28 protein-coding genes are annotated in these 25,263 nt (G+C 63.4%); 4 read left to right on the top strand and 24 right to left on the bottom strand.

The features are described from left to right. Positions 1-34 precede the first annotated feature (34 nt). Positions 35-1,291, top strand: coding sequence for an integrase arm-type DNA-binding domain-containing protein (locus tag B015_RS0105350; RefSeq protein ID WP_018426636.1), 1,257 nt, complete (start codon positions 35-37; stop codon positions 1,289-1,291). On the opposite strand, the gene B015_RS0105355 is transcribed toward B015_RS0105350, so the two are convergent. The 18 genes from B015_RS0105355 to B015_RS0105440 form a co-directional block, all read right to left on the bottom strand. Beyond that, the gene (locus B015_RS0105355; protein WP_018426637.1) at positions 1,281-1,553 is read right to left on the bottom strand and encodes an AlpA family phage regulatory protein; all 273 of its coding nucleotides are present in this window, start codon (positions 1,551-1,553) and stop codon (positions 1,281-1,283) included. The two genes, B015_RS0105350 and B015_RS0105355, sit on opposite strands and share 11 nt — an antisense overlap. A 240-nt stretch (positions 1,554-1,793) precedes the next feature. Next, positions 1,794-2,009, bottom strand: a complete 216-nt coding sequence (locus B015_RS0105360; RefSeq protein WP_018426638.1) for a DUF2274 domain-containing protein — start codon at positions 2,007-2,009, stop codon at positions 1,794-1,796. A 3-nt stretch (positions 2,010-2,012) separates the two neighbouring features. Beyond that, on the bottom strand, positions 2,013-3,155 hold the full coding sequence (locus B015_RS0105365; RefSeq protein ID WP_018426639.1) for a TrbI/VirB10 family protein: 1,143 nt from the start codon (positions 3,153-3,155) through the stop codon (positions 2,013-2,015). Next, complete coding sequence (trbG, locus tag B015_RS0105370; protein ID WP_018426640.1) at positions 3,152-4,111, bottom strand: P-type conjugative transfer protein TrbG; 960 nt, start codon at positions 4,109-4,111, stop codon at positions 3,152-3,154. The genes B015_RS0105365 and trbG overlap by 4 nt, the downstream gene beginning before the upstream one ends. Next, entirely contained in the window at positions 4,108-4,797 is a 690-nt protein-coding gene (gene trbF / locus B015_RS0105375; RefSeq protein ID WP_018426641.1) for a conjugal transfer protein TrbF, read from the bottom strand. Before trbF ends, trbG begins: the two co-directional genes overlap by 4 nt. Further along, complete coding sequence (gene trbL, locus B015_RS0105380) at positions 4,797-6,146, bottom strand: P-type conjugative transfer protein TrbL (protein ID WP_018426642.1); 1,350 nt, start codon at positions 6,144-6,146, stop codon at positions 4,797-4,799. The genes trbF and trbL overlap by 1 nt, the downstream gene beginning before the upstream one ends. A gap of 3 nt (positions 6,147-6,149) precedes the next feature. Continuing rightward, the gene (gene trbK-alt, locus B015_RS0105385; RefSeq protein WP_018426643.1) at positions 6,150-6,437 is read right to left on the bottom strand and encodes a putative entry exclusion protein TrbK-alt; all 288 of its coding nucleotides are present in this window, start codon (positions 6,435-6,437) and stop codon (positions 6,150-6,152) included. Positions 6,438-6,447: 10 nt separating this feature from the next. Then, positions 6,448-7,218, bottom strand: a complete 771-nt coding sequence (trbJ, locus tag B015_RS0105390; protein WP_018426644.1) for a P-type conjugative transfer protein TrbJ — start codon at positions 7,216-7,218, stop codon at positions 6,448-6,450. Positions 7,219-7,220: 2 nt separating this feature from the next. Beyond that, the gene (gene trbE, locus B015_RS0105395; RefSeq protein WP_018426645.1) at positions 7,221-9,659 is read right to left on the bottom strand and encodes a conjugal transfer protein TrbE; all 2,439 of its coding nucleotides are present in this window, start codon (positions 9,657-9,659) and stop codon (positions 7,221-7,223) included. 14 nt (positions 9,660-9,673) lie between these two features. Continuing rightward, positions 9,674-9,952, bottom strand: coding sequence for a VirB3 family type IV secretion system protein (locus B015_RS0105400; protein ID WP_018426646.1), 279 nt, complete (start codon positions 9,950-9,952; stop codon positions 9,674-9,676). Next, positions 9,952-10,284, bottom strand: coding sequence for a TrbC/VirB2 family protein (locus B015_RS0105405; protein WP_018426647.1), 333 nt, complete (start codon positions 10,282-10,284; stop codon positions 9,952-9,954). The genes B015_RS0105400 and B015_RS0105405 overlap by 1 nt, the downstream gene beginning before the upstream one ends. Then, positions 10,281-11,267: a P-type conjugative transfer ATPase TrbB gene (gene trbB, locus B015_RS0105410; protein ID WP_018426648.1), complete on the bottom strand. Its 987-nt coding sequence runs from the start codon at positions 11,265-11,267 to the stop codon at positions 10,281-10,283. The genes B015_RS0105405 and trbB overlap by 4 nt, the downstream gene beginning before the upstream one ends. A gap of 360 nt (positions 11,268-11,627) precedes the next feature. Further along, positions 11,628-12,302: a hypothetical protein gene (locus tag B015_RS32110; RefSeq protein ID WP_018426649.1), complete on the bottom strand. Its 675-nt coding sequence runs from the start codon at positions 12,300-12,302 to the stop codon at positions 11,628-11,630. A 206-nt stretch (positions 12,303-12,508) separates the two neighbouring features. Then, positions 12,509-13,471 carry a nitrilase family protein gene (locus B015_RS0105420; protein WP_018426650.1) on the bottom strand — a complete coding sequence of 321 codons (963 nt, stop codon included), beginning with the start codon at positions 13,469-13,471 and terminating at the stop codon, positions 12,509-12,511. Positions 13,472-13,611: 140 nt separating this feature from the next. Beyond that, positions 13,612-14,193, bottom strand: coding sequence for an NUDIX hydrolase (locus B015_RS0105425; RefSeq protein ID WP_245262129.1), 582 nt, complete (start codon positions 14,191-14,193; stop codon positions 13,612-13,614). A 12-nt stretch (positions 14,194-14,205) separates the two neighbouring features. Further along, on the bottom strand, positions 14,206-14,736 hold the full coding sequence (locus tag B015_RS0105430; protein ID WP_018426652.1) for a hypothetical protein: 531 nt from the start codon (positions 14,734-14,736) through the stop codon (positions 14,206-14,208). Between the two features lie 34 nt (positions 14,737-14,770). Further along, positions 14,771-15,385, bottom strand: coding sequence for a LysE family translocator (locus B015_RS0105435; protein ID WP_018426653.1), 615 nt, complete (start codon positions 15,383-15,385; stop codon positions 14,771-14,773). A gap of 17 nt (positions 15,386-15,402) precedes the next feature. Continuing rightward, positions 15,403-16,410, bottom strand: coding sequence for a DMT family transporter (locus B015_RS0105440; protein ID WP_081623440.1), 1,008 nt, complete (start codon positions 16,408-16,410; stop codon positions 15,403-15,405). 279 nt (positions 16,411-16,689) lie between these two features. Between B015_RS0105440 and B015_RS0105445 the strand changes: the two genes are divergently transcribed. Further along, positions 16,690-17,595, top strand: coding sequence for an EamA family transporter (locus B015_RS0105445; RefSeq protein WP_018426655.1), 906 nt, complete (start codon positions 16,690-16,692; stop codon positions 17,593-17,595). A 23-nt stretch (positions 17,596-17,618) separates the two neighbouring features. Further along, the gene (locus B015_RS0105450; RefSeq protein ID WP_157632687.1) at positions 17,619-18,143 is read left to right on the top strand and encodes an NUDIX hydrolase; all 525 of its coding nucleotides are present in this window, start codon (positions 17,619-17,621) and stop codon (positions 18,141-18,143) included. A gap of 82 nt (positions 18,144-18,225) precedes the next feature. Here the strand turns inward: B015_RS0105450 and B015_RS0105455 are convergent, their stop codons facing one another. The 5 genes from B015_RS0105455 to B015_RS32990 all read right to left on the bottom strand — a co-directional run bounded on the left by B015_RS0105455 (position 18,226) and on the right by B015_RS32990 (position 23,042). Beyond that, positions 18,226-18,663 (bottom strand): CopG family transcriptional regulator, encoded by a 438-nt coding sequence (locus B015_RS0105455; RefSeq protein ID WP_018426657.1) that lies wholly within the window; start codon positions 18,661-18,663, stop codon positions 18,226-18,228. Between the two features lie 10 nt (positions 18,664-18,673). Then, the gene (locus B015_RS0105460) at positions 18,674-20,656 is read right to left on the bottom strand and encodes a conjugal transfer protein TraG (RefSeq protein WP_018426658.1); all 1,983 of its coding nucleotides are present in this window, start codon (positions 20,654-20,656) and stop codon (positions 18,674-18,676) included. 167 nt (positions 20,657-20,823) lie between these two features. After that, the gene (locus tag B015_RS0105465) at positions 20,824-21,705 is read right to left on the bottom strand and encodes a LysR family transcriptional regulator (RefSeq protein ID WP_018426659.1); all 882 of its coding nucleotides are present in this window, start codon (positions 21,703-21,705) and stop codon (positions 20,824-20,826) included. A gap of 122 nt (positions 21,706-21,827) precedes the next feature. Continuing rightward, positions 21,828-22,700, bottom strand: a complete 873-nt coding sequence (locus B015_RS0105470; protein WP_018426660.1) for a DMT family transporter — start codon at positions 22,698-22,700, stop codon at positions 21,828-21,830. A 147-nt stretch (positions 22,701-22,847) separates the two neighbouring features. After that, positions 22,848-23,042 carry a DUF1127 domain-containing protein gene (locus tag B015_RS32990; protein ID WP_085941084.1) on the bottom strand — a complete coding sequence of 65 codons (195 nt, stop codon included), beginning with the start codon at positions 23,040-23,042 and terminating at the stop codon, positions 22,848-22,850. Positions 23,043-23,114: 72 nt separating this feature from the next. Between B015_RS32990 and B015_RS30480 the strand changes: the two genes are divergently transcribed. Further along, on the top strand, positions 23,115-24,053 hold the full coding sequence (locus B015_RS30480; protein WP_018426661.1) for a LysR substrate-binding domain-containing protein: 939 nt from the start codon (positions 23,115-23,117) through the stop codon (positions 24,051-24,053). Here B015_RS30480 and B015_RS0105480 read toward each other — a convergent pair. Continuing rightward, a complete protein-coding gene (locus tag B015_RS0105480) occupies positions 23,999-25,258 on the bottom strand; it encodes a glutamate carboxypeptidase (RefSeq protein WP_157632688.1) in 1,260 nt (419 codons plus the stop codon). The two genes, B015_RS30480 and B015_RS0105480, sit on opposite strands and share 55 nt — an antisense overlap. Between the last annotated feature and the right edge of the window lie 5 nt (positions 25,259-25,263).

Here is a 25,263-nt window from a genome sequence, read left to right on the forward strand (position 1 = left end):
CTCTGACGTTTCTTGAACGAATTCGGAGGGTCTGATGCTTACTGATGCTGCGATCAAGTCGCTGAAACCAAAGGACAAATTATACAAGGTCTCTGACCGTGACGGTATGTATGTCGTCGTGAACCCGTCGGGTGCCGTGGTATTCCGCTATGACTACCGTATGCACGGTCGACGCGAGACCTTGACCCTCGGCCGATACGGGCCGGCGGGCCTTTCTCTGGCCCGTGCGCGGGAGAAATTGATCGACGCACAGCGCTCGATTCAGGAAGGGCGGTCGCCCGCCCAGGAGAAGCAGCGCGAGAAGCGCCGCATTAAGGAAGCGAAGAGCTTCGGCGAGTTCGGCGAACGCTGGCTCCAAGATCACCGTATGGCGGAGAGCACCCGCGCAATGCGGCGCTCGATCTACGAGCGCGACATCCTGCCGACGTTCCGCAACCGGCTGCTGACGGAAATCACGCCCGAGGATCTCCGGGCGATGTGCGATAAGGTGAAGAAGCGGGGAGCGCCGGCCACGGCCGTCCATGTCCGTGACATCGTGAAGCTGGTGTTCGCATTCGCCAAGTTGCACGGCGAGAAGGTGCCGAACCCCGCTGAAGAGGTCGGGCCTGCCTCGATCGCGACGTTCGTTCCGAAGGACCGTTCGCTCTCGCCCGCCGAAATCCGGGTCATGCTCGGCCAGCTTGAGCATGTGGCGACGCTGCCGACGATCCGGCTCGGCCTGAAGCTGATCCTGCTTACGATGGTCCGCAAAAGCGAGCTGCAGGACGCGGTGTGGGATGAGGTCGACTTTGAGAATGCCGTGTGGTCGATCCCGAAGGAGCGCATGAAGCGCTCCAAGCCGCATAACGTCTATCTGTGCGAACAGTCGCTCGATATTCTCGTCGCGCTCAAGACCTGCGCCGGGAATTCGCGCTACCTGCTGCCGTCGCGCTACGACGCGGATGCGCCGATGTCGCGGGCTACTTTCAACCGCGTCACCACGGCGGTCGTCTTACAGGCCAAGAAGGCGGGACTACCGCTGGAACCGTTCACCGTGCATGACCTTCGGCGCACGGGCTCGACGCTGCTCAACGAGCTGGGCTTCAACAGCGACTGGATCGAGAAGTGCTTGGCGCACGAGGACGGGCGTTCTTCGCGCGGCGTCTATAACAAGGCCGAGTATGAGCACCAGCGCCGGCATATGATGCAGGAATGGGGCAATCTGATCGACGCGTGGGTCGGTGGCCAGAAATACACCCCGACGCTCTATCCTGCCTCCATGGACCTTCTGGCGCTGGAGCCTAGCCTTTGACCGGACGGTTTTTCCTGAGCGTGACGTCGGGTGACGGCGCACGCTTGGCCGTCTTCGCCCTGGAGGCTCGGCGCCGTTCGTCGAGCCAAGCCTCCACTTCGCCGAGATCCCACACCACCGTTCGAGAGGTCAGGTAGAAGCGTTGCGGAAACTCGCCGCGCTGCTCCATGTCGTAGATGGTGGTGTCGGCCAGGGGGACGATCTCGCGAAGCTGGTCCCTGCGGATGGTGCGTTTCCTAAGAGGGGGCGGCGACTGGCTCATCGTCCATCTCCGCCGCGTCCGATCCCGCCAATCCATGTGTTCATGCCAGACCTCCTTCGTTCAACGGGGCCGGGTCAGCGACTTGGCTGCATTCCCGGCGTCTGGCGAACCATGGCGAAAGATCGCTGGCCGATAGCGTGCCGTATTTAAGCACACCTGTCTGCGGCACCCCCGTTCATCCGCGGCGCAAGTCATTTCATGCGCTTGCGCCATTCCACGCCGGCAATCGGCTTGGAGCGATCAACCTGTTGACCGTCGCGCCTTGGCGAAACCGCGATCCGTGGCAACGAAGCGTTCCAGCATCGGCACGATCAGCTTGGCCGGCTCAATCGGCGTGGCGCCATCAGCGAGGATACGGCCATATTCGGCAAGGTCACGATGGAGGGCAGCGGGCAGTTCCACCATGACCTTGACGGGTTTGTCATCGGCGATGGGGCCGAGTTTCAGTTTGGTCATGGGTCAGCTCCTGTAGGGTTCGAGCACGAGATCGCGGGTGACAATGACCCTGACCGGGAAGCCGGGCCGGATGGTCAGCGTAGGGGCAACCTGCAACTGGCGCTGGACGATCTGCTGGCCGGCGTGGTTCACCGTGTCCTGCGCGCCATCGCGAATGGCGCGGATCAGGCGGTCATTGTCATCGGTGGCGAGTTCCGCGCCGACGCCGAGCAAGGTCGAGAGCGCTGCGGCCTTGGCGAGATCCCACCAGTGGTAATCGACGCCATCTTCAAGGCCAGCATAGCCCTGCGTGTCCGCGCCCGGCTGGCGCTCAAGAACGATGGAGCGGCCGTTCGGCATGATGAGCCGGTTCCAGACGAGCAGCACCCTGCGCTGCCCGAACTGGACGCTGTTGTCATACTGGCCAATCAGCCGCGTGCCCTGCGGCACGAGCAGGATGCTGCCGGTCGGGCTGTCATAGATGTTCTCCGTGACCTGCGCCGTGATCTGGCCGGGAAGATCGGAACGGATGCCGGTGATGAGCGCGGCCGAGATGACCGCGCCGGCCTGAAGCACGAAGGGCGACGCCGGCGGCGTCACGCGGTCGGGTGTGACCGTGCGCCGGTCGGCCGCGGCGTTGAGGAAGGCAAGCTGCCGGTCCTGCGCGGTCGGTTGCCTTGTGGCGGCGCTGGTGGGATCGAAGCCTGCAAGGCCGGGCATGGCGCCCGGTGTAGCCGCGGTCGATCCCTGCCTCGACTGGAAGAAGACCGCGCTGAGGCGTGCGGCTTCCTCCTCGGCGCGGCGGCGCTGCTCGGCCTCATCGACACCCGGCGTCGGAACGACGGGCGACGCGACAGGTTGACCGGCGCTTTGCGCGCTGAGGATCGGGCCGCCAAGATCGCCGGGCAGCGCCGGCCCAAGAACCGGGCCAGTGTAGTCGCGCGGCAGGCTCGCAAGACCATCGGCGGTCTGTCGGTTGGCGGTGGAATAGAGTTCTTCCCCGCCATCGCCGCCCGTGCGCGTCTGGAGCGCGTAGATCAGCGCCCCGCCGATCCCAACCAGGGCGACGGCCGCCACGCTGGCGAGCATCTTGCGGGACAGGCGCGTGACGCGGGGTGCTTCGGCGCGCAGGCGCATTGGGGCGGCGTTGGTGTCGGTGTCGCTCATGATTGCGGCCTCCCGTCGGTGCGGACGATCCTGACGGTCTGCTGGCGGTCGCTCGCGCCGAGGCGCAATTCGGCCGCGCTGAACAGGCGATCGACGATCAGGATGTGTTGATGGATGCGGGTGTTGGCGATCTGGGCCTCGCCCTCGGGGCCGATGACGAAGATCGGTGGCATTTCGCCCTGCACGATGCCGCGCGGGAATTCGACATAGACGCGGCGGCCGTCGTCATAGACGGCGAGCGGCTTCCATGGCGGATTGCTGCTGCCGGTCAGGCCGTAACGATAGTTTCGAGCGGCAACGGCCGGAATGACCGGCGTTGCCGGAACGGCCTGACGCCCGCCGCCCGCCGGCTGCGGATAGGACCAGGACACGGCCGGCATATAAGGCTTCTCGCCGGAACGCAGTTCGACCATGTAGGTGCGCCGGTCGGTGGTGATGACGAGATTGGTGGTGATGTCGGCGCGCGTCGGCTTGACCAGCACATGCACGCGGCGGGCGACACCAGAGCCGGATTCGGTATCGCCGATGATCCAGCGCGCTGTATCGCCGGCGGCGATCGGTCCCGCGCCGGTCAGGCTTTCGCCGGGTTCGAGCGCGATATTGGTGATCTGGCCAGGTGCGGCATAGACTTGATAGAGCGCGCCTTCCGACCACGGATAGACCTGGATGGCGTTGAAGTACCCCTCCCTGCGCGGCTGTACACGGGCGGCGGCATTGGCGTTCTCGACGCGGGCCGTCGCCGTGCTGGCGATCTGGCCGCCGCGCGCGACTGTCCAGGCCGGCGGTATGTGCAGCAGGCGCAATTGCGGATCAATCGCCGCTGCCGGAAGAGCCGGCAATGGTGGCACGCTCTGATCGTAGCTGATCTCAGGCGGCTTGTAGGTGGCGCAGCCGGCGAGCATGGTCGCGGACAGCATGAGGGCGGCGACGGTGGGTTTGCTGAAGGCCAGGCTCATTGGCTCATCTCCCGCGACCAGCTAATGGCGTTGACGTAGATGCCGAGCGGATTGGCTTTCAGCCGGTCGGCGTCGCGGGGCGGCTGGAGGGCGATGGTCAAGATCGCCGTCCACCGCTCCGTCGTGGCGAGCTTGCCATCCTCGTAGCGGCGTTCGGTCCAGGCGACGCGGAAGCTGTCGGCCGACGCGCGAATGACGCTGGAGACCTCGACGGCGATCTGCTGCTTGCCGACCTTGGCGAAGGGATCGTTGGTGCGGGCATAGTCGTTGAGCGCGCCCGCGCCGCGGTCGGTCGTCCACTCGTAGGCGCGAAGCCAGTTCTGCCGGACGATGACCGGATCGGCCGGAATGCTGCGCACCTGCTCGATGAAACGGGCCAGATGCCATGCGATCTGTGGATCGGTCGGGCGGAAGTCGGCCGTCGCAGGTGCAATGGTTTGCGCCTGGCCGAGGTTATCGACCTGCACCACCCATGGCACCACCGTCCCCTGGATGGACTGCCAGACGAGTGCGCTGGCAAAGCCCGCCGAGAGGAATAGCGAGCCGAAGGCCATATAACGCCAGTTCTTGGCCTGTACGCGGGCCGAGCCGATCCGCTCGTCCCAGACCTGGGCGGCCTTTTGATAAGGTGTCTCGGGTTGCGGGGTCTTGCCGTAGTGCGCGGCGGGTCTTTTGAAGAGGTTCATCAGCGGTCACTTTCAGAGAGGTTGACGGAGGAGCCGGAGCCATGGCTGTCGCCGGAGCGGACGGCATGAGCCGCGGATTGGACGCCATGCGAAAGGCGTTGCGAGCGCTGCATCCGCTTCGCCCAATCGGATTGCCCCTTGGCGGACTGGGCGGTGGACACGTCGGGTCCGGCCTCGGCCGCGCCGCCGACCGTTCCCATGGTCGAGGAGCCGCCGGTCGCGCTGAAGCCGGATTTAACGCCATCGGAGAAGCTGGATTTGACGCTGGAGCTCGCACGGCGAAGCGGCGACAAGGCCGCGCTGCCTGCCGCCCGTCCGACGCCGCCTATGCCGGATGCCACGCCCGCCGCGCCGGACTGGCCGAGCGAGCCGAGGCTGAAGGCGGCGGATGCCGCGCCAGCGGCGGTCGCGCCGCCACGCACAGCGGCAGCGCTGGTGGAAAGTGCGGCTGCACCGCCCTTGGCGGCGAGGCCGGCAGCGCCAGCGCCGGCCAGCACCATGCCGCCTGCCGCGAGGCCCGTTCCAACGGCAGCGCCCGCGCCGAGCTGCGGGCCGCCACTGACTAGGCCGGATGCGATACCGGGACCGAAGATGCCGAGGCCGAGCAACGACAAGGCTGCGAGCACGACGGCCATGGCGGCGTCAATGCTCGGCGTTACTCCTCCGAACCCGGCGGTGAACTGGCTGAAGAGCGTCGAGCCGATGCCGATGATGACGGCCAGCACGAGAACCTTGATGCCCGACGAGATGACATTGCCGAGCACCTTTTCAGCCATGAAGGCGGTTTTCCCGAAGAGGCCAAACGGGATGAGGACAAAGCCGGCCAGCGTTGACAGCTTGAATTCTATGAGCGTCACGAAGAGCTGGATCGCCAGAATGAAGAAAGCGAGGATGACCAGCGCCCAGGCGAAGAGCAGGCAGGCGATCTGGATGAAATTCTCGAAAAAGGCGACCCAGCCCATCAGGTCGGAGATGGATTCGAGCAGCGGTCGGGCGGCATCGAGGCCAGTCTGCGCCACCTTGCCGGGCCGCATCAGGTCGGCGGCGGAAAACCCGGTCCCGCTCGCCTTCAGGCCGAGACCGGCGAAGCTGTCGAAGACGATCTTGGCCAGATTGTTCCAATTGCCGATGAGATAGGCGAACACGCCGACGAACAGCGTCTTCTTCACGAGCCGGGCGATGATGTCGTCATCGGCGCCCCAGGACCAGAACAGCGCGGCGAGCGTCACGTCGATCACGATGAGCGTGGTCGCGATGAAGGCGACCTCGCCGGACAACAGGCCGAAGCCGGAGTCGATATAGCGGGTGAAGACCCCAAGGAAATTATCGATGACGCCAGCGCCTCCCACGGATCAGCGTCCTTCGATCTGAGTGGGCGAAAGCGGCGCGGGCGTGCGGCCGAGAAAGCGGTCGCGTGTCTCCGCCCAGACGCGCAGGCAGTCGGTGTCGTTCGCGGCCTGCTGGCCAAGCTTCTGGCACCGGCGCTGGCTTTCGCGCAGCGGATCGGAAGCGGGTTGGTGAAGGCGCACCGGCGAAGATGCCGGCGCGTCCTCTTTGCGGGTCAGCTCGATCACCGTCGCTGTGATGGCGACGGCGACGAAGACGATTGCGCCGAGGCGTGCCAGCATCTTGCCGTCCATGGTCACGCCCTCAGTTGCCGTTGTTGAACATCTGCGCGTTGCCCGGCTGGTAGCCCGAGCCCGGCGTCAGGAAACGTCGGCGCTGTTCGCGCCCCTGTTCGGCGGCGGCCGCACGCTCGGCTTCGGTCAGCGCGCCCGCGCGACCGTTCGCGGCGAGCAGCGCCACGAGATCGGAGAGCTGCTGCGATTGCAGGGCGAGGATCTGATTGCCGGCCTGCGTCGCCTGCAATGCGCCGGTCGCGCCCTGGCTCTGGTTGACCAGCGCCGACATCTGCGTGCGGTTGGTGTCGATGTTGGAGACAACGCCGGCCTGCACGCGCATGGCGTCCTGCAAACCGCCGACTGTGTTCTTCCAGCGATCGCGGGCATTGGCGACGAGCTGGGCGTCCGTCGACGACATGGAGACGCTGCCGTACTTCTGGCTGAACATCTGGTCGATTTGCTGGACGTTGAACGCGATGTTCTGCGCCTGGCTCAAGAGCTGTTGGGTCTTCTGGACGTTCTGCTGCAAGGTCTGGAGCGCGGAGAACGGCAGGCTCGCGAGGTTGCGGGCCTGATTGATGAGCATCTGCGCTTCGTTCTGGAGCGAGGTGATCTGGTGGGTAATCTGCTCCAGCGTGCGCGCGGCGGTCAGGACGTTTTGTGCGTAGTTCGTCGGGTCATAGACGATGCGCCATGCCAGTGCCGGCGTGGCCACCATCGGCGACAACGCGATCGGTGCGGCTGCCAGCATGGTTGCGGCGAGCGCCATGGCGCGCGTGCGGAAAGTACGGATCTTCATGGTCAAGTCTCCTTTTCGGCTGCGGGGAAGTTCGGGATGAGATCGACTGCCCATCCGGCGTCGCGGGCGCGCAGCCAGGCGGCGAGGAAACCTTCGCGGCCATGTTCGGCGACGAGGTTGGCGATCAGCGTCTGGTCGGACTTGGAGGATGCGGCGCAGAGCGCGAGGCCGACTTCGGACAGGCCCAGCTCGAACAGGCGGTTGCCGCGCCGGGACTGGCAGTAATAGTCGCGCTTGGGCGTGGCCCGCGCTAGGATTTCGATCTGCCGGTCGTTGAGGCCGAAGCGGCGATAGATGGCCGTGATCTGCGGCTCGATCGCGCGTTCGTTCGGGAGCAGCAGGCGGGTCGGGCAGCTTTCGATGATGGCCGGCGCGATGCTCGAATTGTCGATGTCGGACAGCGACTGCGTGGCGAAGATGACGGAGGCGTTCTTCTTGCGCAGCGTCTTCAGCCATTCACGGAGCTGGCCCGCGAAGCCTTCGTCGTCGAGCGCCAGCCAGCCTTCGTCGATGATGAGCAGCGTCGGCCGCCCATCGAGACGATCGCCGATGCGGTGGAAGAGATAGGACAGCACGGCGGGCGCCGCGCCGGTGCCGACCAACCCCTCGATCTCGAACGCCTGCACGTCGGCGGAGCCGAGATGTTCGGCCTCGGCGTCGAGCAGCCGGCCATAGGCGCCCCCGACGCAATAGGGCCGGAGCGCCTGCTTGATGTCGTTCGACTGGAGCAGGACTGCGAAGCCCGTAATGGTGCGTTCCTCGACCGGCGCGGAAGCCAGAGAGGTCAGCGCCGTCCAGATATGCTCCTTCACCTCCGGCGTGATCTGGATCGCTTCGCGCGTCAGGATCGCGACGATCCAGTCGGCCGCCCAGGCGCGTTCATAGCTGTCGTCGATGCGGGCGAGCGGCTGGAGCGAGACGGAGAATTGGTCCCCCTCGGTCAATCCGCCGCCGAGATCGTGCCAGTCGCCGCCCATGGCGAGCGCGGAGGCCCGGATCGAGCCGCCGAAGTCGAAGGCGAAGACCTGGGAGCGCTCGTAGCGGCGGAACTGCAGGGCCATGAGCGCGAGCAGCACGGATTTGCCCGCGCCGGTCGGGCCGACGACGAGCGTATGCCCGACATCGCCGACATGAAGGGATAGCCGGAACGGGGTCGAGCCTTCCGTTCTGCCGTAAAGCAGCGGGGGCGAATCGAAATGCTCGTCCCGTTCCGGCCCCGCCCACACGGCAGAGAGGGGGATCATGTGAGCGAGATTGAGCGTCGAGATGGGCGGCTGGCGGACATTGGCGTAGGCATGTCCGGGGAGTGAGCCGAGCCAGGCATCGCCGGAATTGACGGTCTCGATCATGGCCGTGAAGTCGCGGCCCTGGATGACCTTCTCGACCAGCCGCAGCTTCTCGTCGGCAAGACGCGGATCGGCGTCCCATACGGTGATGGTGGCCGTGACATAGGCCATGCCTGCCACGTCCTGACCCAGCTCCTGCAAGGCCATGTCGGCATCGGCCGCCTTGTTGGCGGCGTCCGTGTCCACGAGGGCGGACGCCTCGTTGGTCATGACTTCCTTGAGGATCGCCGCGATCGACTTGCGCTTGGCGAACCACTGGCGGCGGATTTTGGTCAGCAGCTTCGTGGCGTCGGTCTTGTCGAGCAGGATCGCGCGGGTGGACCAGCGATACGGGAAGGCCAGCCGGTTGAGGTCGTCGAGCAGGCCGGGCGTGGTCGCGGTCGGAAAGCCGATGACGGTAAGGATGCGCAGATGCTGATCGCCAAGGCGCGGCTCCAGCCCGCCGGTCAGCGGCTGGTCGGCGAGCAGCGCATCGAGATAGACCGGCGTTTCCGGCACGCGGACGCGGTGGCGTTTCGTGGAAACGCAGGAATGGAGATAAGTCAGCGTCTCGGCGTCATCGAGCCAGGCGCATTCGGGCATGAAGCCGTCGAGCAGCGCCAGCACGCGGCCGGTTCGGTCGATGAAGGCGCGCAGGATCTCGTCCGGGTCGACGCCGCTGCGCTCGCGGCCCTCGTAGAGCCAGCTTTCAGCGCGGGCGGCTTCCTCGGCCGGGGGCAGATAGAGGAAGGTCAGATAATAGCCGGAGACATAGTGCGCCCCGGCTTCCTCGAAATCGGCCCTGCGCTCGGCGTCGACCAGGCCGGAGGCCGGATCGGGAAACTCGCTCGCCGGATAGGTCTCGGCGGCATGGCGTTGCGCCTCGACGAAGATGCTCCAGCCCGAGCCGAGACGGCGGAAGGCGTTGTTGATGCGCCCGGCGACCGCGACCAGTTCGGCGGCGACGGCGCTGTCGAGATCGGGACCGCGAAAGCGCGCTGTGCGCTGGAAGCTGCCGTCCTTGTTGAGCACGACGCCCTCGGAGGCGAGCGCGACCCAGGGCAGGAAGTCGGCAAGCCGGGCGGCGGTGCGGCGATATTCGGCAAGGTTCATCATGGCTGTCGCCTCCCTCAGACCGCGAGATGGCCGGGGACGCGCAGATGGCGTCGGCCGACCTCGACAAAGAGCGGATCGCGCTTGGCGGCCCACACCGCCGCGAAGTGACCGACGGCCCAGATGAGGAGGCCGACCAGCCAGAGGCGCAGGCCGAGGCCAACGGCCCCGGCGAGCGTCCCGTTGAGGATCGCGATGGAGCGCGGCGCGCCGCCGAGCAGGATGTGCTCGGTCAGCGCGCGGTGAACCGGGACGGTGAATCCCGGCACGTCGAGTTGCTCGAAGGCAACCGCCATCAGACGAGCGCCCCGCCGCCGAACGAGAAGAACGACAGGAAGAACGAGCTGGCGGCGAAGGCGATCGACAGGCCGAAGACGATCTGGATCAGCTTGCGAAAGCCGCCCGACGTGTCTCCGAAGGCGAGCGCGAGGCCCGTCGCGATGATGATGATGACCGCGACGATCTTGGCCACGGGGCCTTCGATCGACTGGAGGATTTTCTGGAGCGGCGCTTCCCACGGCATGGACGAGCCGGAAGCGTGCGCGGCGGGAACGAGGACGAGATTGACATAGGCGAAGGCGGCGGCGGTCGCGACGGTGCGACGGACGCGCATGGACATGCGGATCATGAAGGGTCTCCTGTGTTGCTGGGGGTGGCTGCGGTGACGCGGTAGTCCCCGTCGGGGCCGAGCCCTTCGACGCGGGCGAGTTCGGCGAGCCGGCGCACGGAGCCGCGGCCGGAGAGGACGGCCACGAGGTCGATCGTCTCGGCGATCAGGGCGCGCGGGACGGTGACGACGGCTTCCTGGATGAGCTGTTCGAGACGGCGCAGCGCGCCGATGCCGGTGCCGGCGTGGATGGTGCCGACGCCACCGGGATGGCCGGTGCCCCAGGCTTTGAGGAGGTCGAGCGCTTCAGCACCGCGCACCTCGCCGATGGGGATGCGGTCGGGGCGCAGGCGCAGCGAGGAGCGGACGAGATCGGAGAGCGTGACGACGCCTTCCTTCGTGCGCATGGAGACGAGGTTCGGCGCGGTGCATTGCAGCTCGCGCGTGTCCTCGATGATGACGACGCGATCCCCGCTCTTGGCGACTTCGGCGAGCAGCGCATTGGTCAGCGTGGTCTTGCCGGTAGAGGTGCCGCCCGCGACGAGGATGTTGGCCCGCGATGCGACGGCTTCGCGCAGGGTCACGGCCTGATCGGCCGACATGATCCCGGCGGCCACATAGTCGTCGAGCGTAAAGACAGCGACAGCGGGCTTGCGGATCGCGAAGGCTGGCGCGGCCACGACGGGGGGAAGAAGTCCCTCGAACCGTTCCCCCGTCTCGGGCAGCTCGGCCGAGACGCGCGGCGAGCGGGCGTGAACCTCCGCGCCGACATGGTGGGCGACCAGGCGCACGATGCGCTCGCTGTCGGCGGGCGACAGGGTTTCGCCGGTGTCGGACAGTCCCTGGGAGAGACGGTCGATCCAGATGCGCCCGTCTGGGTTCAGCATCACCTCGACAACGGCGGGGTCTTCCAGAAAGCGCGCGATGGCCGGACCGAGCGCGGTGCGCAACATGCGCGCGCCGCGCTGGATCGCCTCCGGTTTCTGATGAGAATTGTTCGCCATGCCGTCCCAAGCCAAGGGGACGCAACAGACAGTTCCCCGATCGGGGATGATTAAAAGAGCCCGAAATCGGGCCTGTTCAACAACTATCGGAGCCCGTGCGGCAGGCGGCGGCTATCGGCGGCGAATAGGACGATGATCGGGGAGCGGCGTACGGCGGCGGTCCTTACACTGGCCGTGGCCATGTCCTGATTCGTCTTGATGCGTACAGGCAACGTGTCGCAAAACTCGGTCGCAAAATTCCGACTTCTGCGAAGGAGTTTTGCGACAGAAATTTCTCTGGAAGTTCAATGCAGCCGATTTTGCCGCGAAATCTAGGAGTTGTGCGACGCTGAGGTAATCAAAGAGCGGACCGCACAGCCGTCAGTCCGCGCCTCCTTGCCTGAAATTGCTGTGCCGCAATCTTTGCGCCAACGTTGGCTTGATCGCAAAAGTAAAGGTTTCGTCCAAACTTGACTCTTGTTTCTGTGACACCAACCAAGGCAGTCGCAGTTTGATCCCGGTTGTCACTGGTTCACTCGTCGTTTCGAGCAAAATCCGTTTGACACCAATCTGGCTGGGCTCGACGCTCTTGGGATCGTTGATGTCACGGAACCGCACCATCATCGGCCAGGATTCGCGCGGAAGTTCCGCGCTGGCGCTTCCAAACCAGCCCCCCAGGCGTTTGACCGCGCTGAAGAAATTTGATCCGTCGCCTCCGCGCGCATCGGGCGCTAACGCCACGGTCGCCACGCTGGCGAGCGGTCCCCTTGCATCAGGCAACTCCAGCAATACGAAGACCGAGCCTGTCGGCAAATCAACAATAACCGCCTCTCCCGCGAGCCCGACACCGTTTCCGGTCGTATCGCCCAGGCTGAAGGAGCCCTTCTGCGCCACGACCTCCATAACCGACGAGCCGCGCCTGACACCCTGCGGCGTCTCGATCTCGACCGTCATCCTGAAACGATAGCTCGCCGATCGCACAAACGGATCGCAGCCCGCGACCGTAACCACAGCCAGACCGCCCAGCAGCCCCATCACCCCCCGCCGTGCCATCATGCCGCAATTTCCACTTCGGGCCACAGAGCGGCGTCCCGATAGAGATGTTTTATGGTGGACCTGCCCATGTTCTACTTCCAGGCTAATGGCGAAAACTTTCCATAACGATTGTATCGGGCAGGCGTGAAGCTTCCGTCACCTCTCTCCTAGAAACGCGAGCACCCGAAGAACTGTCGCGAAAATCCCGAAACCCACGACAAACCACGCTACTCCTTGAGATCAAAGCGCGTCGCTCGTGGTGAACGTTCGTCGCCGCGACGTTCCGTGAGCAGGGAATAAAGTTCCGGCCGACGTCCGGTCATCCAACGCTGTCCACTGCTATTGGGAACGAGCGAGAGATCGAGGTCGGCCACAACCATGTCGTCCTCGATGGCCGTGCTCTCGGCAACGATGCGCCCATAGGGGTCGAGGATCATCGCGTTGCCCGTGCGAACCTCGTCCTCGTCACGCCCGACGCCATTGCTGAAAATCAGGAACATGCCGTTGTCGTGCGCTCGCGCAGGGAGCCAGCGCATGAGCCATCCCCGCCCATGCGGTCCTGCGAAAGCCTGCCTGACCGGATCGGGGTCGGTCGATCGACGCTCCCAAAGCTCCACGGGGATTGGTTTCATTCCATGGGGGCTGCGGGAGTTCGTTCCTCCGGTCTGATGCGGAGCCAGGAGCACATGCGCTCCCAACAGGGCACATGCGCGGGCATTCTCGACCAGATTGTTGTCCCAGCAGATCAGGATCGCCATTCGAACACCCCAGGGCGTATCGAAGACGGTGTAACGTTCGCCGCTTTGGATCAGGGGATGCTCGAAGGCATGCAGCTTGCGATGAGTATGGCCCGAGCCATTGTGGAAGCAAACCCGGTAGGCGTTGTAGAGGCGGCCATCCTCGCCGCGTTCCAGCCAGCCGACACCGATCGCGATCCCGATGGACGCTGCGAGCTCTGCCACTTTGTGCAGCGACGGGCCATCCGCCGGTTCGGCCAGCTCCGTCAGATCGGATGTGTTCAGCTTGGGGACATGCCAGTAGCCGGGGATGCACATCTCCGGCATGAGAACAAGTTCAGCGCCTGCTTCGCCGGCACTGTGGGCGAACGCCTCTATCCTCGAAAGGTTATAGTCCTTGTCGCTCGCCCGGTGCTGGAACTGGACTGTTGCTACGCGCAGCTTTGATTGCATGGTTGGATTTATTTTCTCATTTTGAGCAATGCATTTGAATATAAAGAATCTGCCGATTGCCGCGAAAACCAGTTGCGAAAGCCGAAGATGCGCGACAGATCTTTGCAACGCAACGGCGGCTATGCGGAGGTACCGTAGAGTTAGCCGAAGACGGAAGCGAAATCGGTAACCAGGAGCAGATACCCGAAAGCCGCAATGGTGGTGGCGTCCTTGATCTGGCCTTCCGCGATCATGCGGCGAATCTGCTCAACCGTGAACCCTTGCGAGATCATGTCGCTCTCAGTGGGCTCCCTTTCGGCCTCTCCCTGTTCCAGGTCGGTCGCGACGTAGAGGTGATAGCCTTGGTTGGAAAAACCGTAGGCTGCGAAAAGATGACCGACCCGTGTCAGGTGGCCGGCACGCAGGCCCGTCTCCTCGCGAAGTTCGGCCAACGCGATCTTTTCGGGGTCCACACCGGGGCTGCCCTCCCATGATCCTTGGGGAATTTCCCAATATCGCCCTTGGACGGGATAGCGATACTGCTGCACCAGATGAACGCGGCCGGCGGTGTCCACAGGCACGATGGCAACGAAATCCGGCTTCTCGACAACGCCATAGATGCCGCGCGCGCCGCCTGGGAACTCGACCGCGTCCTCCCGCACCCGCATCCATCTGTTGGCGTAAACCTCTTGGCTGTCATGGCAGAGTATCATCGGTGCATCCTGTTGCGCCGGCTTCGGCAACGAGAAAAAAATTCACGGTTTCGGGTTTGCGACTGTGCCGGCGCACGACATCCGAGTTTGCGCGAAGTGCGTCGCCGCTCCCTCAATCCTGGGCATGTCTGTGTCGATCGTAGCTCTCGGCAGATCGCCGACGGGGAAGCAGTCCGGCGTGTTGTCGTCGGTGATCTCGACCCAATGCAGCAGCGATAGCTCTCTTCCGCGAATGATCTGCGTAAAGGCGATATCGAAAAAGACAGGCCCGCCGATAACGGTCATCTCCGGCAATTCCGAGCGCGCAAGCCGCTCGAAACACGCTTGCAGGGTTTCATCAGTCGGGCGGATCACCGTGCCAGGGGGATGCCATTGACCGGGATAATCGGGATCTCCCATGTCCCGCTGCGTCAGCCGAACATAGGTTTCGGAGTTCCGACGGAACAAGGGAACGACAACAAAGCTGGGCAGCACCGCAAGGCGGGCGAACTGGCGGAACAGGAGGGGTGGGACGAATCCTACCGGCAATTCACCAAGGATCGCGGCGGCCTGCGATATCTCGTCCGAGCTCATGATTTCGTCAGTTCCTGCTATTGGTCGGGGCGGCTTATTTCGATGCGACGACCGCAACACCCGCGCCGATCATGACGCCGCCGGCTGTTCGATTCACGCGGCGAACCACGGTCGGCGTCCGTAGCAGCTTGCGGGCGCGGCCGGCGAGAACGACATGCCCGCCGATCACCACGATCTCCACGGCGAGGATGACGGCTGCGAGCGCAGCGATATGGCCGGGGGTGAGCGATGCGCCAACGACATTGGGCAGTAGAGCCACATAGAACAGCGGCATCTTCGGATTGCCGAGGTTGAGTGCGACACCGGTCGCAAAAATGCTCAGCAGGCCGCGCCGTTCTGAGACGGGCAGCAAATCCGGCACTACAGGCTCAGCCGTCCAGAGCTTCACGCCCATCCAGATCAGATAGGCTGCGCCGGCATAGCGCAGGATCGTCATGACGATTCCCATTTCGGCTGCGATGACCGACAGGCCGAACGCTGCGAGTGTGAGGAAGAACAGGATGCCGACGACCGTTCCCGCTCCGTAGGCGATGCCCGACGCCGCGCCGTGCGAGATCGTGCGGGCGACGATCGTCATGTTGTCCGGGCCGGGGCTGGCGGCGAAGACGAAGAATGCCGCTGCGAAGGCGAGTAAGGTCGAAATATCCATGGAACCCCCGAAAGTTATCATTGCTCTCGGGATGTCAGGATAGCCGCTTTTCGCTCCTGTGAAAGAGGACGCTGCGACAAAGATGGCATTGAACTCAGCGTAATGACCGCGACCAGAACCAGTGCCATTCCGATCATCTGCGACGGCGTCAAATGTTCGCCAAGAAAGGCGTAGGCCAGCAAGCCACCGGCAACCGGGTCCATCATGCCCATGATGGTCGCTTCGAACGCCGCCACATGCCTGAGGCCGACGATCAGCAGCACGAACGGCACGAAGGTTGCCGCAACGCCGAGCAGCAGGATTTGACCTATGGTCTCGGCATTGAGACTGCCGCTGTCCGGCGCATAGACCGGCAATACGACAAGCCATGCGACCGCCGACAGCCCGAATGAGTAGAAGGCAGCCGTTCCCGAGCTGATGCCCCGATCTGGAACCTCGTTGCCCATGACGTTGTAGACGGCGAGGATCAGCCCGCATGCGAATCCGGCGAGGATGCCGGCCAGGTTGTCGTTGAGATAGGCCGCGTTTCCAACTTGCGCGATCAGCGCGCAGCCCGCGAGGGCGGCGACCATCGAAAGCAATCGGACCGATCCGATCCGGCGGCCATGCCGCAGCTTTTCCCAGAGCACGACGAAGGCCGGCGCCGTGTATTGCAGGGTCAGCGCGACGGCCACGCTGGTCAGCGCGACAGCGACGAAGAACGACAACTGCACCAGCGTAAACATGACGGAAAAGCCGGCGAGGAACAGAAATTGCGGCTTGGTGACATGAAAGCTTTTCGCGCCGCGAAGGCTTGCAAAGATCGCGACGCACAAGCCTGCGACGATAATTCTGAAGCCTGTCACTTGAACGGGCGTCAAATCGGTGCGGAAGAGCGCCTTACCCCAAACCCCGGAGCCACCGAACAGGATTGCAGATAGAAGCACGAACCCGAGCGCAGATTTACGATCCATCCTCACCAAAGACCTTTGAGTTACCGAGAGATTTGGGAACCTGCCTGACATGTCCAGCGGACCGTCATCCATGGCGGCCGCCAGCTAAACGACTAGATCTCGGTATCCCGTTGGGCAAGGAGCGAAAGAGCTTTCGAGCTAGCTATTCGCGTGCGGTTTTCTTTCGGCTTCGTTCGACATGAACCGAAATGACCGCATGCAACACAGCTTGAAAAGCGCCATTATTGAACGAGATACGTTCCAAAACCACACATTGCACGCGCTTCCGTTCCTGTCGGGCGGGACTAGAGATTGCTTTCGCTTCGCGGAGCGGTATACGAAAAGCCATTGTAGAATTGGCGATTTCTTGAGATGCAATGGATCGCGCTTGGCGCTTTATCTGGTCTGGTATTTGGTCTTTCGGACGTCGCTACCAAACGCGGACTTGAAGAAAATAGCATCCTATTTGTTTTAGCCGGAACATTCGCATTTGCGGTTCTATTCTGGATTCCCGTGATCGGATGGATGTTCATCCAAGGCTCAGGCATGGAATGGCTAGGCGCGATCGGCAAGATCGCATTCACCAGCCATCTCGCAATCTTCCTGAAAAGTTCGTGCCTGGCAGCGTCGTCACTGCTGGCTTTCGCCGCGATAAAGCATCTTCCCCTCTCCGTGGCGGGTGGCATTCGCGCGACGGGTCCGATCTGGCCGCTCATCGGCGGCATACTTCTTTTCCAGGAGTCCTTGAGACCTCAGGAGTGGGCCGGCCTCATTCTGATCCTGGGGGCTTTGACGATCTATACGACCGTGGGATTGCGGTCGGGAGGTGCTCGCGCCAGCATGGCATGGATTGCCGCGATGACGGGTGCGGTATTGCTGGCGGGCATCAGCCTGTTGCTGGACAAAGCCCTTGTTTCCGGCCGGGACATCGATCCACGCCACATCCAGTTCCTGTCGGACTTCTACAGATTCGCCATCGTGGCTGCTGCGGTGGGAGGCCACATGAGGTTGAAGCCCGGCGCTGCTCGGGGGGCCCATTGGCATTGGGGTATCGCCGCAGGTGGCCTTGGCATGTCGCTCGGCGAGTTCATCTATTTTCGAGCGCTGTTGAACCCCGACGCAATCATCGGCATCCTGTCCGCGCTACGCCGCGTCAGCGTCGTGACAGCGTTCTTGTTCGCTGTGTTCGTACTCAAGGAGGACAGAATCCGTGCGAAATCGGCGGCAATCTCGCTACTGATCCTGGGTTTGATCATCTTGGCCACGGCCAAAGCATAGCGGATATCGGCTGGAGCACGACCATGGGGTGGGACACGAAGTCATCGCGGATTGCTTACAAGAATCGCTGGATGGAGGTCCGCGAAGACGAATTCATTCGCGAGGACGGCTCCCAGGGTCTTTATGCCGTCGTCAGCAAGCCCGACTACGCCGTCATCGTGCCCCTCGAAGGCGATCGAATCTATCTTGTCGAGCAATACCGATATCCGGTGGCGGGCCGCTATTGGGAGCTGCCTCAAGGCAGTTGGGAAAACGAGCCGGACAAGGCGCCCGAGGACCTTGCGAGAGCGGAGCTGAAGGAAGAGACGGGCCTGGCAGCCGGAAGGCTTGAGCATGCGGGGCATCTCTTCCAGGCGTATGGCTACTCCAATCAAGGCTTCAATATCTTCCTCGCGACCGGACTGACCGAAGGCGAGCAAAGCCTCGATCCGGAAGAGCATGGCCTGATCTGCAGGGCATTTTCGTTCTCGCAGATCAAAGGCATGATCGCGACTGGCCAGATCAAGGATGCAACCACACTATCCACCCTTGGGCTGATGATGATCTAGGGCTTGATTCCCTCCTTCGCCGACCTCTAGCGCGCGCTTGGACGAGATCTAGGTGAACGCGCACCTTGAAAGAGGTCGAATTTTATTCCAGTTCATTGGCCTTGGCTGCGCCCGGCTCCATATCGCGCGACAATTCCTTGAGGAACCTGTCGCCGGTTGCGAGACGCTTGCCGAGGGTCTGCATGAACCCCTCGAACCGCTCCGTGCCCTTGGCTCGCGCCGCCCCTTGGGCGGCATCCGACATCGGCGGCGTGAAGGTCAGCCAGAAGCGGACGAAGAGCGCCAGCGTCTCGCCGAGCACGGCGAGATCCTCGTCCAGCGCGCCGACCTGACGGCCGAGCCGGTCGAGCCGGCGCGACATAGCGGCCTCCAGCTTCTCGCTGGTGTCGCCGGACAGGAAGGAGGCCACGGCGGCTTCGACGATCGCGGATTTGGAGATGTTGCGGCGGAGCGCCAGCGCCTCGACCTGCTTAAGCAAGGCCGGGTCGAAATAGACGTTCATGCGGGTGCGTGAGGTCATGGGCGGCTCCTCAAAGCTCGATGCCGTCGCCCGGATCGAGCGAGGCTTGCCGCGCGACCATCCGCATCCGGGCGCGCATCGCGTTGGCCTTCGCGGCGTCGACATCGGGCTCGTCGTCCAGAAGCTCGAATTCCTGCGCGGGCGACGGCGGCGGCAGGATTTCTTCATGTTCGGGCAATTCCGGCTCGCGACGGATGCCGGCATTGGCGGGATCGTCGCCGTCAATGCCGCCGCTGCTCGCGCCGGTCCGGCCCAGGGCCGCGACGACGCGGCCCGACCAGTCATCGGTTGCGGGGGCGTCCGCGGGTGCGGCCACCAGCTCGGGCGGCGCGATGATGCGCTCCTGCAAACGCGCGTCCTCGAAATACCGGGCCTTGGTGGCGCGGATCGGCGGCGTGCCCGCCACCATGACGATTTCCTCATTGGGCGGGAGCTGCATGATTTCGCCAGGCGTCAGCAGCGGCCGCGCCGTCTCCTGCCGCGAGACCATGAGATGACCCAGCCAGGGCGACAGGCGGTGGCCGGCATAGTTGGTGGAATCGCGCAGCTCGGTCGCGGTGCCCAGCGCATCCGACACGCGCTTGGCTGTCCGTTCGTCATTGGTCGCGAAGCTGACGCGGACATGGCAGTTGTCGAGGATGGCGTTGTTCGGCCCATAGGCCCGCTCGATCTGGTTGAGCGATTGGGCGATCAGGAAGCCCTTGAGGCCATAGCCCGCCATGAAGGCGAGCGCGGATTCGAAGAAGTCGAGACGGCCGAGCGCCGGAAACTCGTCGAGCATCAGCAGCAGGCGATGGCGCTTGCCCGATGCAGTCAGCTCCTCGGTCAGCCGGCGACCGATCTGATTGAGGATCAGACGGATGAGCGGCTTGGTGCGGTTGATGTCGGACGGCGGGACGACGAGATAGAGGCTGACCGGCTTCTTGGCCCCGACGAGATCGGCGATACGCCAGTCGCAACGCGCCGTGACGCGGGCCACCACGGGATCGCGATACAATCCCAGGAACGACATGGCGGTCGAGAGCACGCCGGAGCGCTCGTTGTCGGATTTGTTCAGCAGCTCACGCGCCGACGAGGCGATGACGGGATGCACGCCGGCCTCGCCGAGATGCGGCGTCTCCATCATCGCCCGCAAGGTAGCTTCCACCGGGCGGCGCGGATCGGACAGGAAGCTTGCGACACCCGCCAGCGTCTTGTCGAGCTCGGCATAGAGGACATGCAGGATCGCGCCGACCAGCAGGCTGTGGCTGGTCTTTTCCCAGTGGTTGCGCTTGTCGAGCGACCCTTCGGGGTCGACCAGAATGTCGGCGATGTTCTGAACGTCGCGGACTTCCCATTCCCCTTGCCGGACCTCCAGCAGCGGATTGTAGGCGGAGGAATTCACATTGGTCGGATCGAACAGCAGCACGCGGCCGTGGCGGGAACGGAATCCCGCCGTCAGCGTCCAGTTCTCGCCCTTGATGTCGTGGACGATGGCCGATCCCGGCCAGGTGAGCAGCGTCGGCACGACGAGGCCGACGCCCTTGCCCGAACGGGTCGGCGCGAAGCAAAGGACATGCTCGGGACCGTCATGGCGGAGATAGTCGCGGTCATATTTTCCGAGCAGGACGCCATCGGGACCGAGGAGGCCGGCGCTGCGGATTTCCCTGTCCTCGGCCCAGCGCGCCGAACCGTAGGTCGCGACGTTGCGCGCCTCGCGCGACCGGATGATCGACATGGTGATGGCGGCGGCGATGGCGATGAAGCCGCCGGACGCGGCGATGATCGCGCCCTCGGTGAAGATCGCGGGCGCATAGGCGTCGTAGGAGAACCACCACCAGAAGAAGACGGGCGGATAATAGACGGGCAAGCCCGCCAACTCGAACCACGGCTCGCCGAGCTGCGGCTGAAACCCCAGCCGCCATGCGGTCCATTGGGTCGCCGCCCAGGTCGTGATGAGAACAATGGTCAGAACAACAACGATCTGACCCCAGAGAATCCGGCCTCCACGCATACAGGCTCCAAGCGGCAAAAATGTCGGAGTCAATCAGAGAATGGAGGATTTCGGGAGGTGCAACAGCCGATACGTGGCTGGAGGGCCGCCGGATAGAAATGGCGGCAAATAGGATGAACTACGTCGACGCTGGCAGCGGTCACCCATAGCTCAAATGTTCAAGGCGGTCAGTTTGATCGCCTCATTTCCCTCGCCATCGCGAACAGGTTGCGAAGCGCAGCACTGCGATTGTGTGGCGACCAGATCGCCGAAAAGACAACGGGCTCGGGTTCGTCGACGATCGGCAGCAGGATGACGCCTGTAGTCGGAGACAGTTGGCTTGCTGCACCCAAGAGCGTGATACCGAAGCCCTGCGCGACCATGGACAGCAGCGTGCCGCGCTCCACCTCGAAGCGCTGGATCGCAGGCGGCGGCCAACCGCCCGCCAGCCGCAGAACGATATGATCATGGACTTGTGGTCCTGTGCCGCCATGACGAACAAGAAACTGCTCCGATGCGAGATCGGCCCAAGTGACTCCAGTCTGGGCCGCAAGCCGATGGTTCTCCGGCAGCGCGATCACAAGCGGTTCCGTCCAGATGGGGCGGGAGTGACAGTCCGGCAGGTCGAACGTGCCGACGAGGAATGCGACATCGACCCGATGAGCCCGCAAGTGCATGAGCGCATCGCGCGCTGATCCTTCGGTGATTTCGACAATGATGGCGGGGTAATCTGCGCGATATCGCGCAAGCAGTTTGTCGAGAAAGCCACCGGGAATCAGGCCGTGTACGCCGATGCGCAGATGGCCGGCTTTTCCCACCGCCGCCAAGTTGGCGGCCTTAACCGCATGGTCGAGTTGATCCACACCTGCCGAGATCCCCTCAACGAAGTGCCGACCGGCTTCCGTCAACCGAACGCCGCGTGTGTTCCGCTCGAAAAGCACGATGCCAAGTTCTTCCTCCAGCGCCCGTATGCGGGCGCTGACGCTGGATTGGCTGATGCCGAGCGCCTTGGCGGCGTGATGGAAATTCAAGTATTCGGCGACAGCCAATGTTTGGATAAGCGCTGCCATTGGAATACGTCCACCATGCAATGGCGGGGGCTGCCCCGGTTGAACGCGGTTGATCAAACGTTTGCGGCGCATTAGGCAAACCTCCCTTAGATTTCCGCTTGCTTCCATCGTGATGCCATCCATCAGGCGGACGTCAGCAGGATCACGCCACCGACCAGGACCGCGCATCCGAAAAAGCGCCACGGCCCGACCTTTTCGCGAAGAAGCAGCATTCCCATTACGGCGCCGACCATCATCGACATCTCACGCATCGGAGCCACGACGCTCAACGGCGCACCGAGATTCAGCGCCGTCAGGACAAGAATGTAGGAGAGCGGCGACAGCAGGCCGACGCCGATGGCGATCGGCCAATAACCGCGCATCGCAGCTCGCGCTCGCGCCGGGTCGGCAATGACGATGGGCGCGAGGAGAAAGAAGCGCAGCAGATTCGAGAACCAATCGAGCACTACGGGCGCAATCCCGAGCGCCTTCACGGCATAGGCGTCGACCACCGTGTAGGACGCGATCAATCCGCCGGTCGCGGTGCCCCAGCTCACACCTGCCTGCCCCCCGGGCTTACGAAAGGCTGCCAGATCAGCCTGGGTCGCGATCAGGCCGATGCCGATGACGACCGCGATGAGACCTACGAAAACCTGGAGCGTCGGCGCTTCTCCGAGGATCAGCACAGCACCGACAGTCGAAAGCATCGGTCCGGTGCCGCGAGCGACCGGATAGACGACGGAAAAATCAGCCTTCTGGTATCCCCGCTGAAGGCAAAGGCTGTAGGCCAGATGGATCAAGCCGCTGAGAAAGATGAAGCCGCCGCCCTGCCAGCTCCATTTGATTCCCCCCTCGGCGATCAAGTAGGCCACCCACGGCAAATAAGCGACGCAGGCGACGACGTTGTAAGCGAATACGAAGATCGGGCCGACAGCCGAAGCTCGCTTGGCCAGCAAATTCCATGTTGCGTGGACGAAGGCAGCGAGCACGACAAGCAGGATCGCGCCATAGCTCATGACAGTCTCCGGCGCATCTTGCCGCCTTCTGCAAGAATTGCGGCCACCCTCGGCGCTGTTGTTTTCAAGGCGCGGGTAAGTGGTCTTTCCTCGTCTTGATCGCTCCGAGCCCAGGGAGGGCTCTTGCGGCGGGTTTCAGAGCACATCCTACTTCCTCCAGAATGGCTTCTCGCATTCGCGTCTGCACGCTTCCGGGGAGATGCCGAGATCGTCCAAGCGATCACGCTCAAGCTCGGCCAGATCTCTTCGCTGATTGGCGCGATCAGCCCATCGCATCAATGCGCGCCAAAAAGACTTCAAACCGAAGAGGTAATCCAGTTTTATGAACTTACCGGGAGACATAAACTGATGATATGCAGGCTATCGACGATAGAAAAACGACAAGTATGAACTTAGAATGTGAGGAAACCGCACATGGCGCGCCGCTTGCCCTCCCTGAACTCTCTCCGCGCGTTCGAAGCTGCGGGCCGCCTCGGTTTGATGAAACTGGCCGCCGAGGAACTTCATGTCACCCACAGCGCGATCAGCCGCCAGATCCAGCTCCTCGAAGCCACTCTCGACGTTCGCCTATTCGAGGGGCCGAAACACGCTCCGAAGCTGACCGACACAGGTCGGACATTGCTGCCGGCGCTGAGTGCGGCCTTCGACCAGATGGATGCGGCCGTGCGTCTCGTCGCCGATACGGAGGAAGGTCATCTCGACGTTTCCTGCCTCGGCACGTTTCTGATGAAATGGCTGATCCCGCGCCTGCATCGCTTTCGCCAAAGCCATCCCGCCATCAATATCCGGGTCAGCACCGCAGACACGCAGGTTGATTTTGCGCGGGACAGTTTCGATGTCGCCGTCCGCGTCGGCGCGGGGCCATGGCCCAGTGAGGCTGACGTGGTCCCGCTTTTCGCCGAGCGTTTCGGGCCGGTGCATTCGGCGACGGTCGATGTCGACCCCAGCGATATTTTTGCACTGCCAATGCTGCAAACGCAGACGCGCCGGTCAGCATGGACCGACTGGAGCAAGCGCGCAGGTATCGAAGCGGGAACCGGAACGGTGACTGAGTTCGAGCACTTCTACTTCATGCTCGAAGCGGCTGTAGGCGGCCTCGGCGTGTGCATCGCGCCCTGGCCCCTTGTTGCCGACGACATTGCTGCAGGAAGGCTTGTCGCGCCCTTTGGCTTTATCGAGAGCGGGCAGGATTACGTCGCGCTTCGACGCCGCCGCCGGAACAGGAAGGCGGCGACATTTTGCAGTTGGCTGCACGATGTCGCCGTCGAGTTCACGAGCGCGCCCGAGACCCAGCACGATCATTTCGCGGCGTTGGTCCGCGATGCCTCTTCGATCAACCTGGCAAGCAAATAGATACGGGGAGCGATCAGGCTGAGCTGGATATATTCCTCCCCCGTCGTATGCGCACCGCCTCCGACGGGGCCGAGGCCATCCAAGGTCGTCGTGCCGGCCGCGGCGGTGTAATTGCCATCCGTTCCTGCCCCGCTCGCCTCTGTTTTCAGTTCACGCCCGATTTCGCCATAGATGGACTGCGCCTGATCCACGAGCTTTTGCGTGCCCTCGCTCAGCGGGAACGGCGGCCGTCCTCGCTCAAGGCTCGTCTGTACCTTGGAGCACCGGAAAAGCTGCTTTGTCGCGGCCAGAAATGCGGCGTCATTCTCCAGCCGGTCGAATTCATCGGGATCGAGCACGCGCACATCGGCCTGGGCCTTCGCTTCGGCAGGAATGATATTGCTCCGCTCGCCGCCGCTCAGAAGAGTGAAGTTGACCGAGGTCTGCTTGTCAGCTCTCCCAAGGTCTTTCATCTGCATAAGCTGGTAGGCCATCTCCATGGCTGCATTGCAGCCCTTTTCGGGCTCGGCGCCGGCATGAGCAGCTTTGCCCTTCACGGCCACGCGCAGATAGCCGATCCCCTTTCGCGACAAGACGATCCTGTCGTCAGGTGTGCCAAACTCCAGGACGAACGCAACGTCGTGCTCGCGCGCCAGGGTCCTGATGAGATCCTTCGAGCCGGCGGATTGCTTCTCCTCATCCGTCGTACTCAGCAGCGTGATCGCGCCGAAATTTGCGTCACGACCTGAATTCTTGAGCAGCCGGACCGCCATGAGCGCAAGCGCGATACCGCCCTTGTCATCGAGGACACCAGGCCCGTACACCTTGTCGCCATCCTGTCGCCAGGGAAAGGTTTTGAGGATACCTGCGGGATAGACCGTATCCATATGCGACACGAGAAGGATGCGGCTTTTCCCGCGCCCCTTCCAACGAGCCAAGACGTGCTTGCCTGGCCCCACGGTAGCCGGAACGGTTTCCACCTCACCGCCGAGCTCGCGGACCTGCCGCGACAGCTCGACTTCCATCGCACGAAGACCATTCTCATCGAGCGATGGCGATTCGATGCTGACCATTTTCTTGGTCGAATCGAGGAAAGGCTGGACGAGCTGTTCAGCTCGGGTCAGCAGCGAGGGCGGCTGATTCTGTGCTGCTGCGGTTCCCGCTGCACCCGTGAGCGCCATTGCTGCAAATAGCGCCTCCGTCACGATTCTCCTGCTCATGGTCATGCGTT

Source organism: Hoeflea sp. 108 (assembly GCF_000372965.1).
In the GTDB taxonomy this organism is placed as follows: domain Bacteria; phylum Pseudomonadota; class Alphaproteobacteria; order Rhizobiales; family Rhizobiaceae; genus Aminobacter.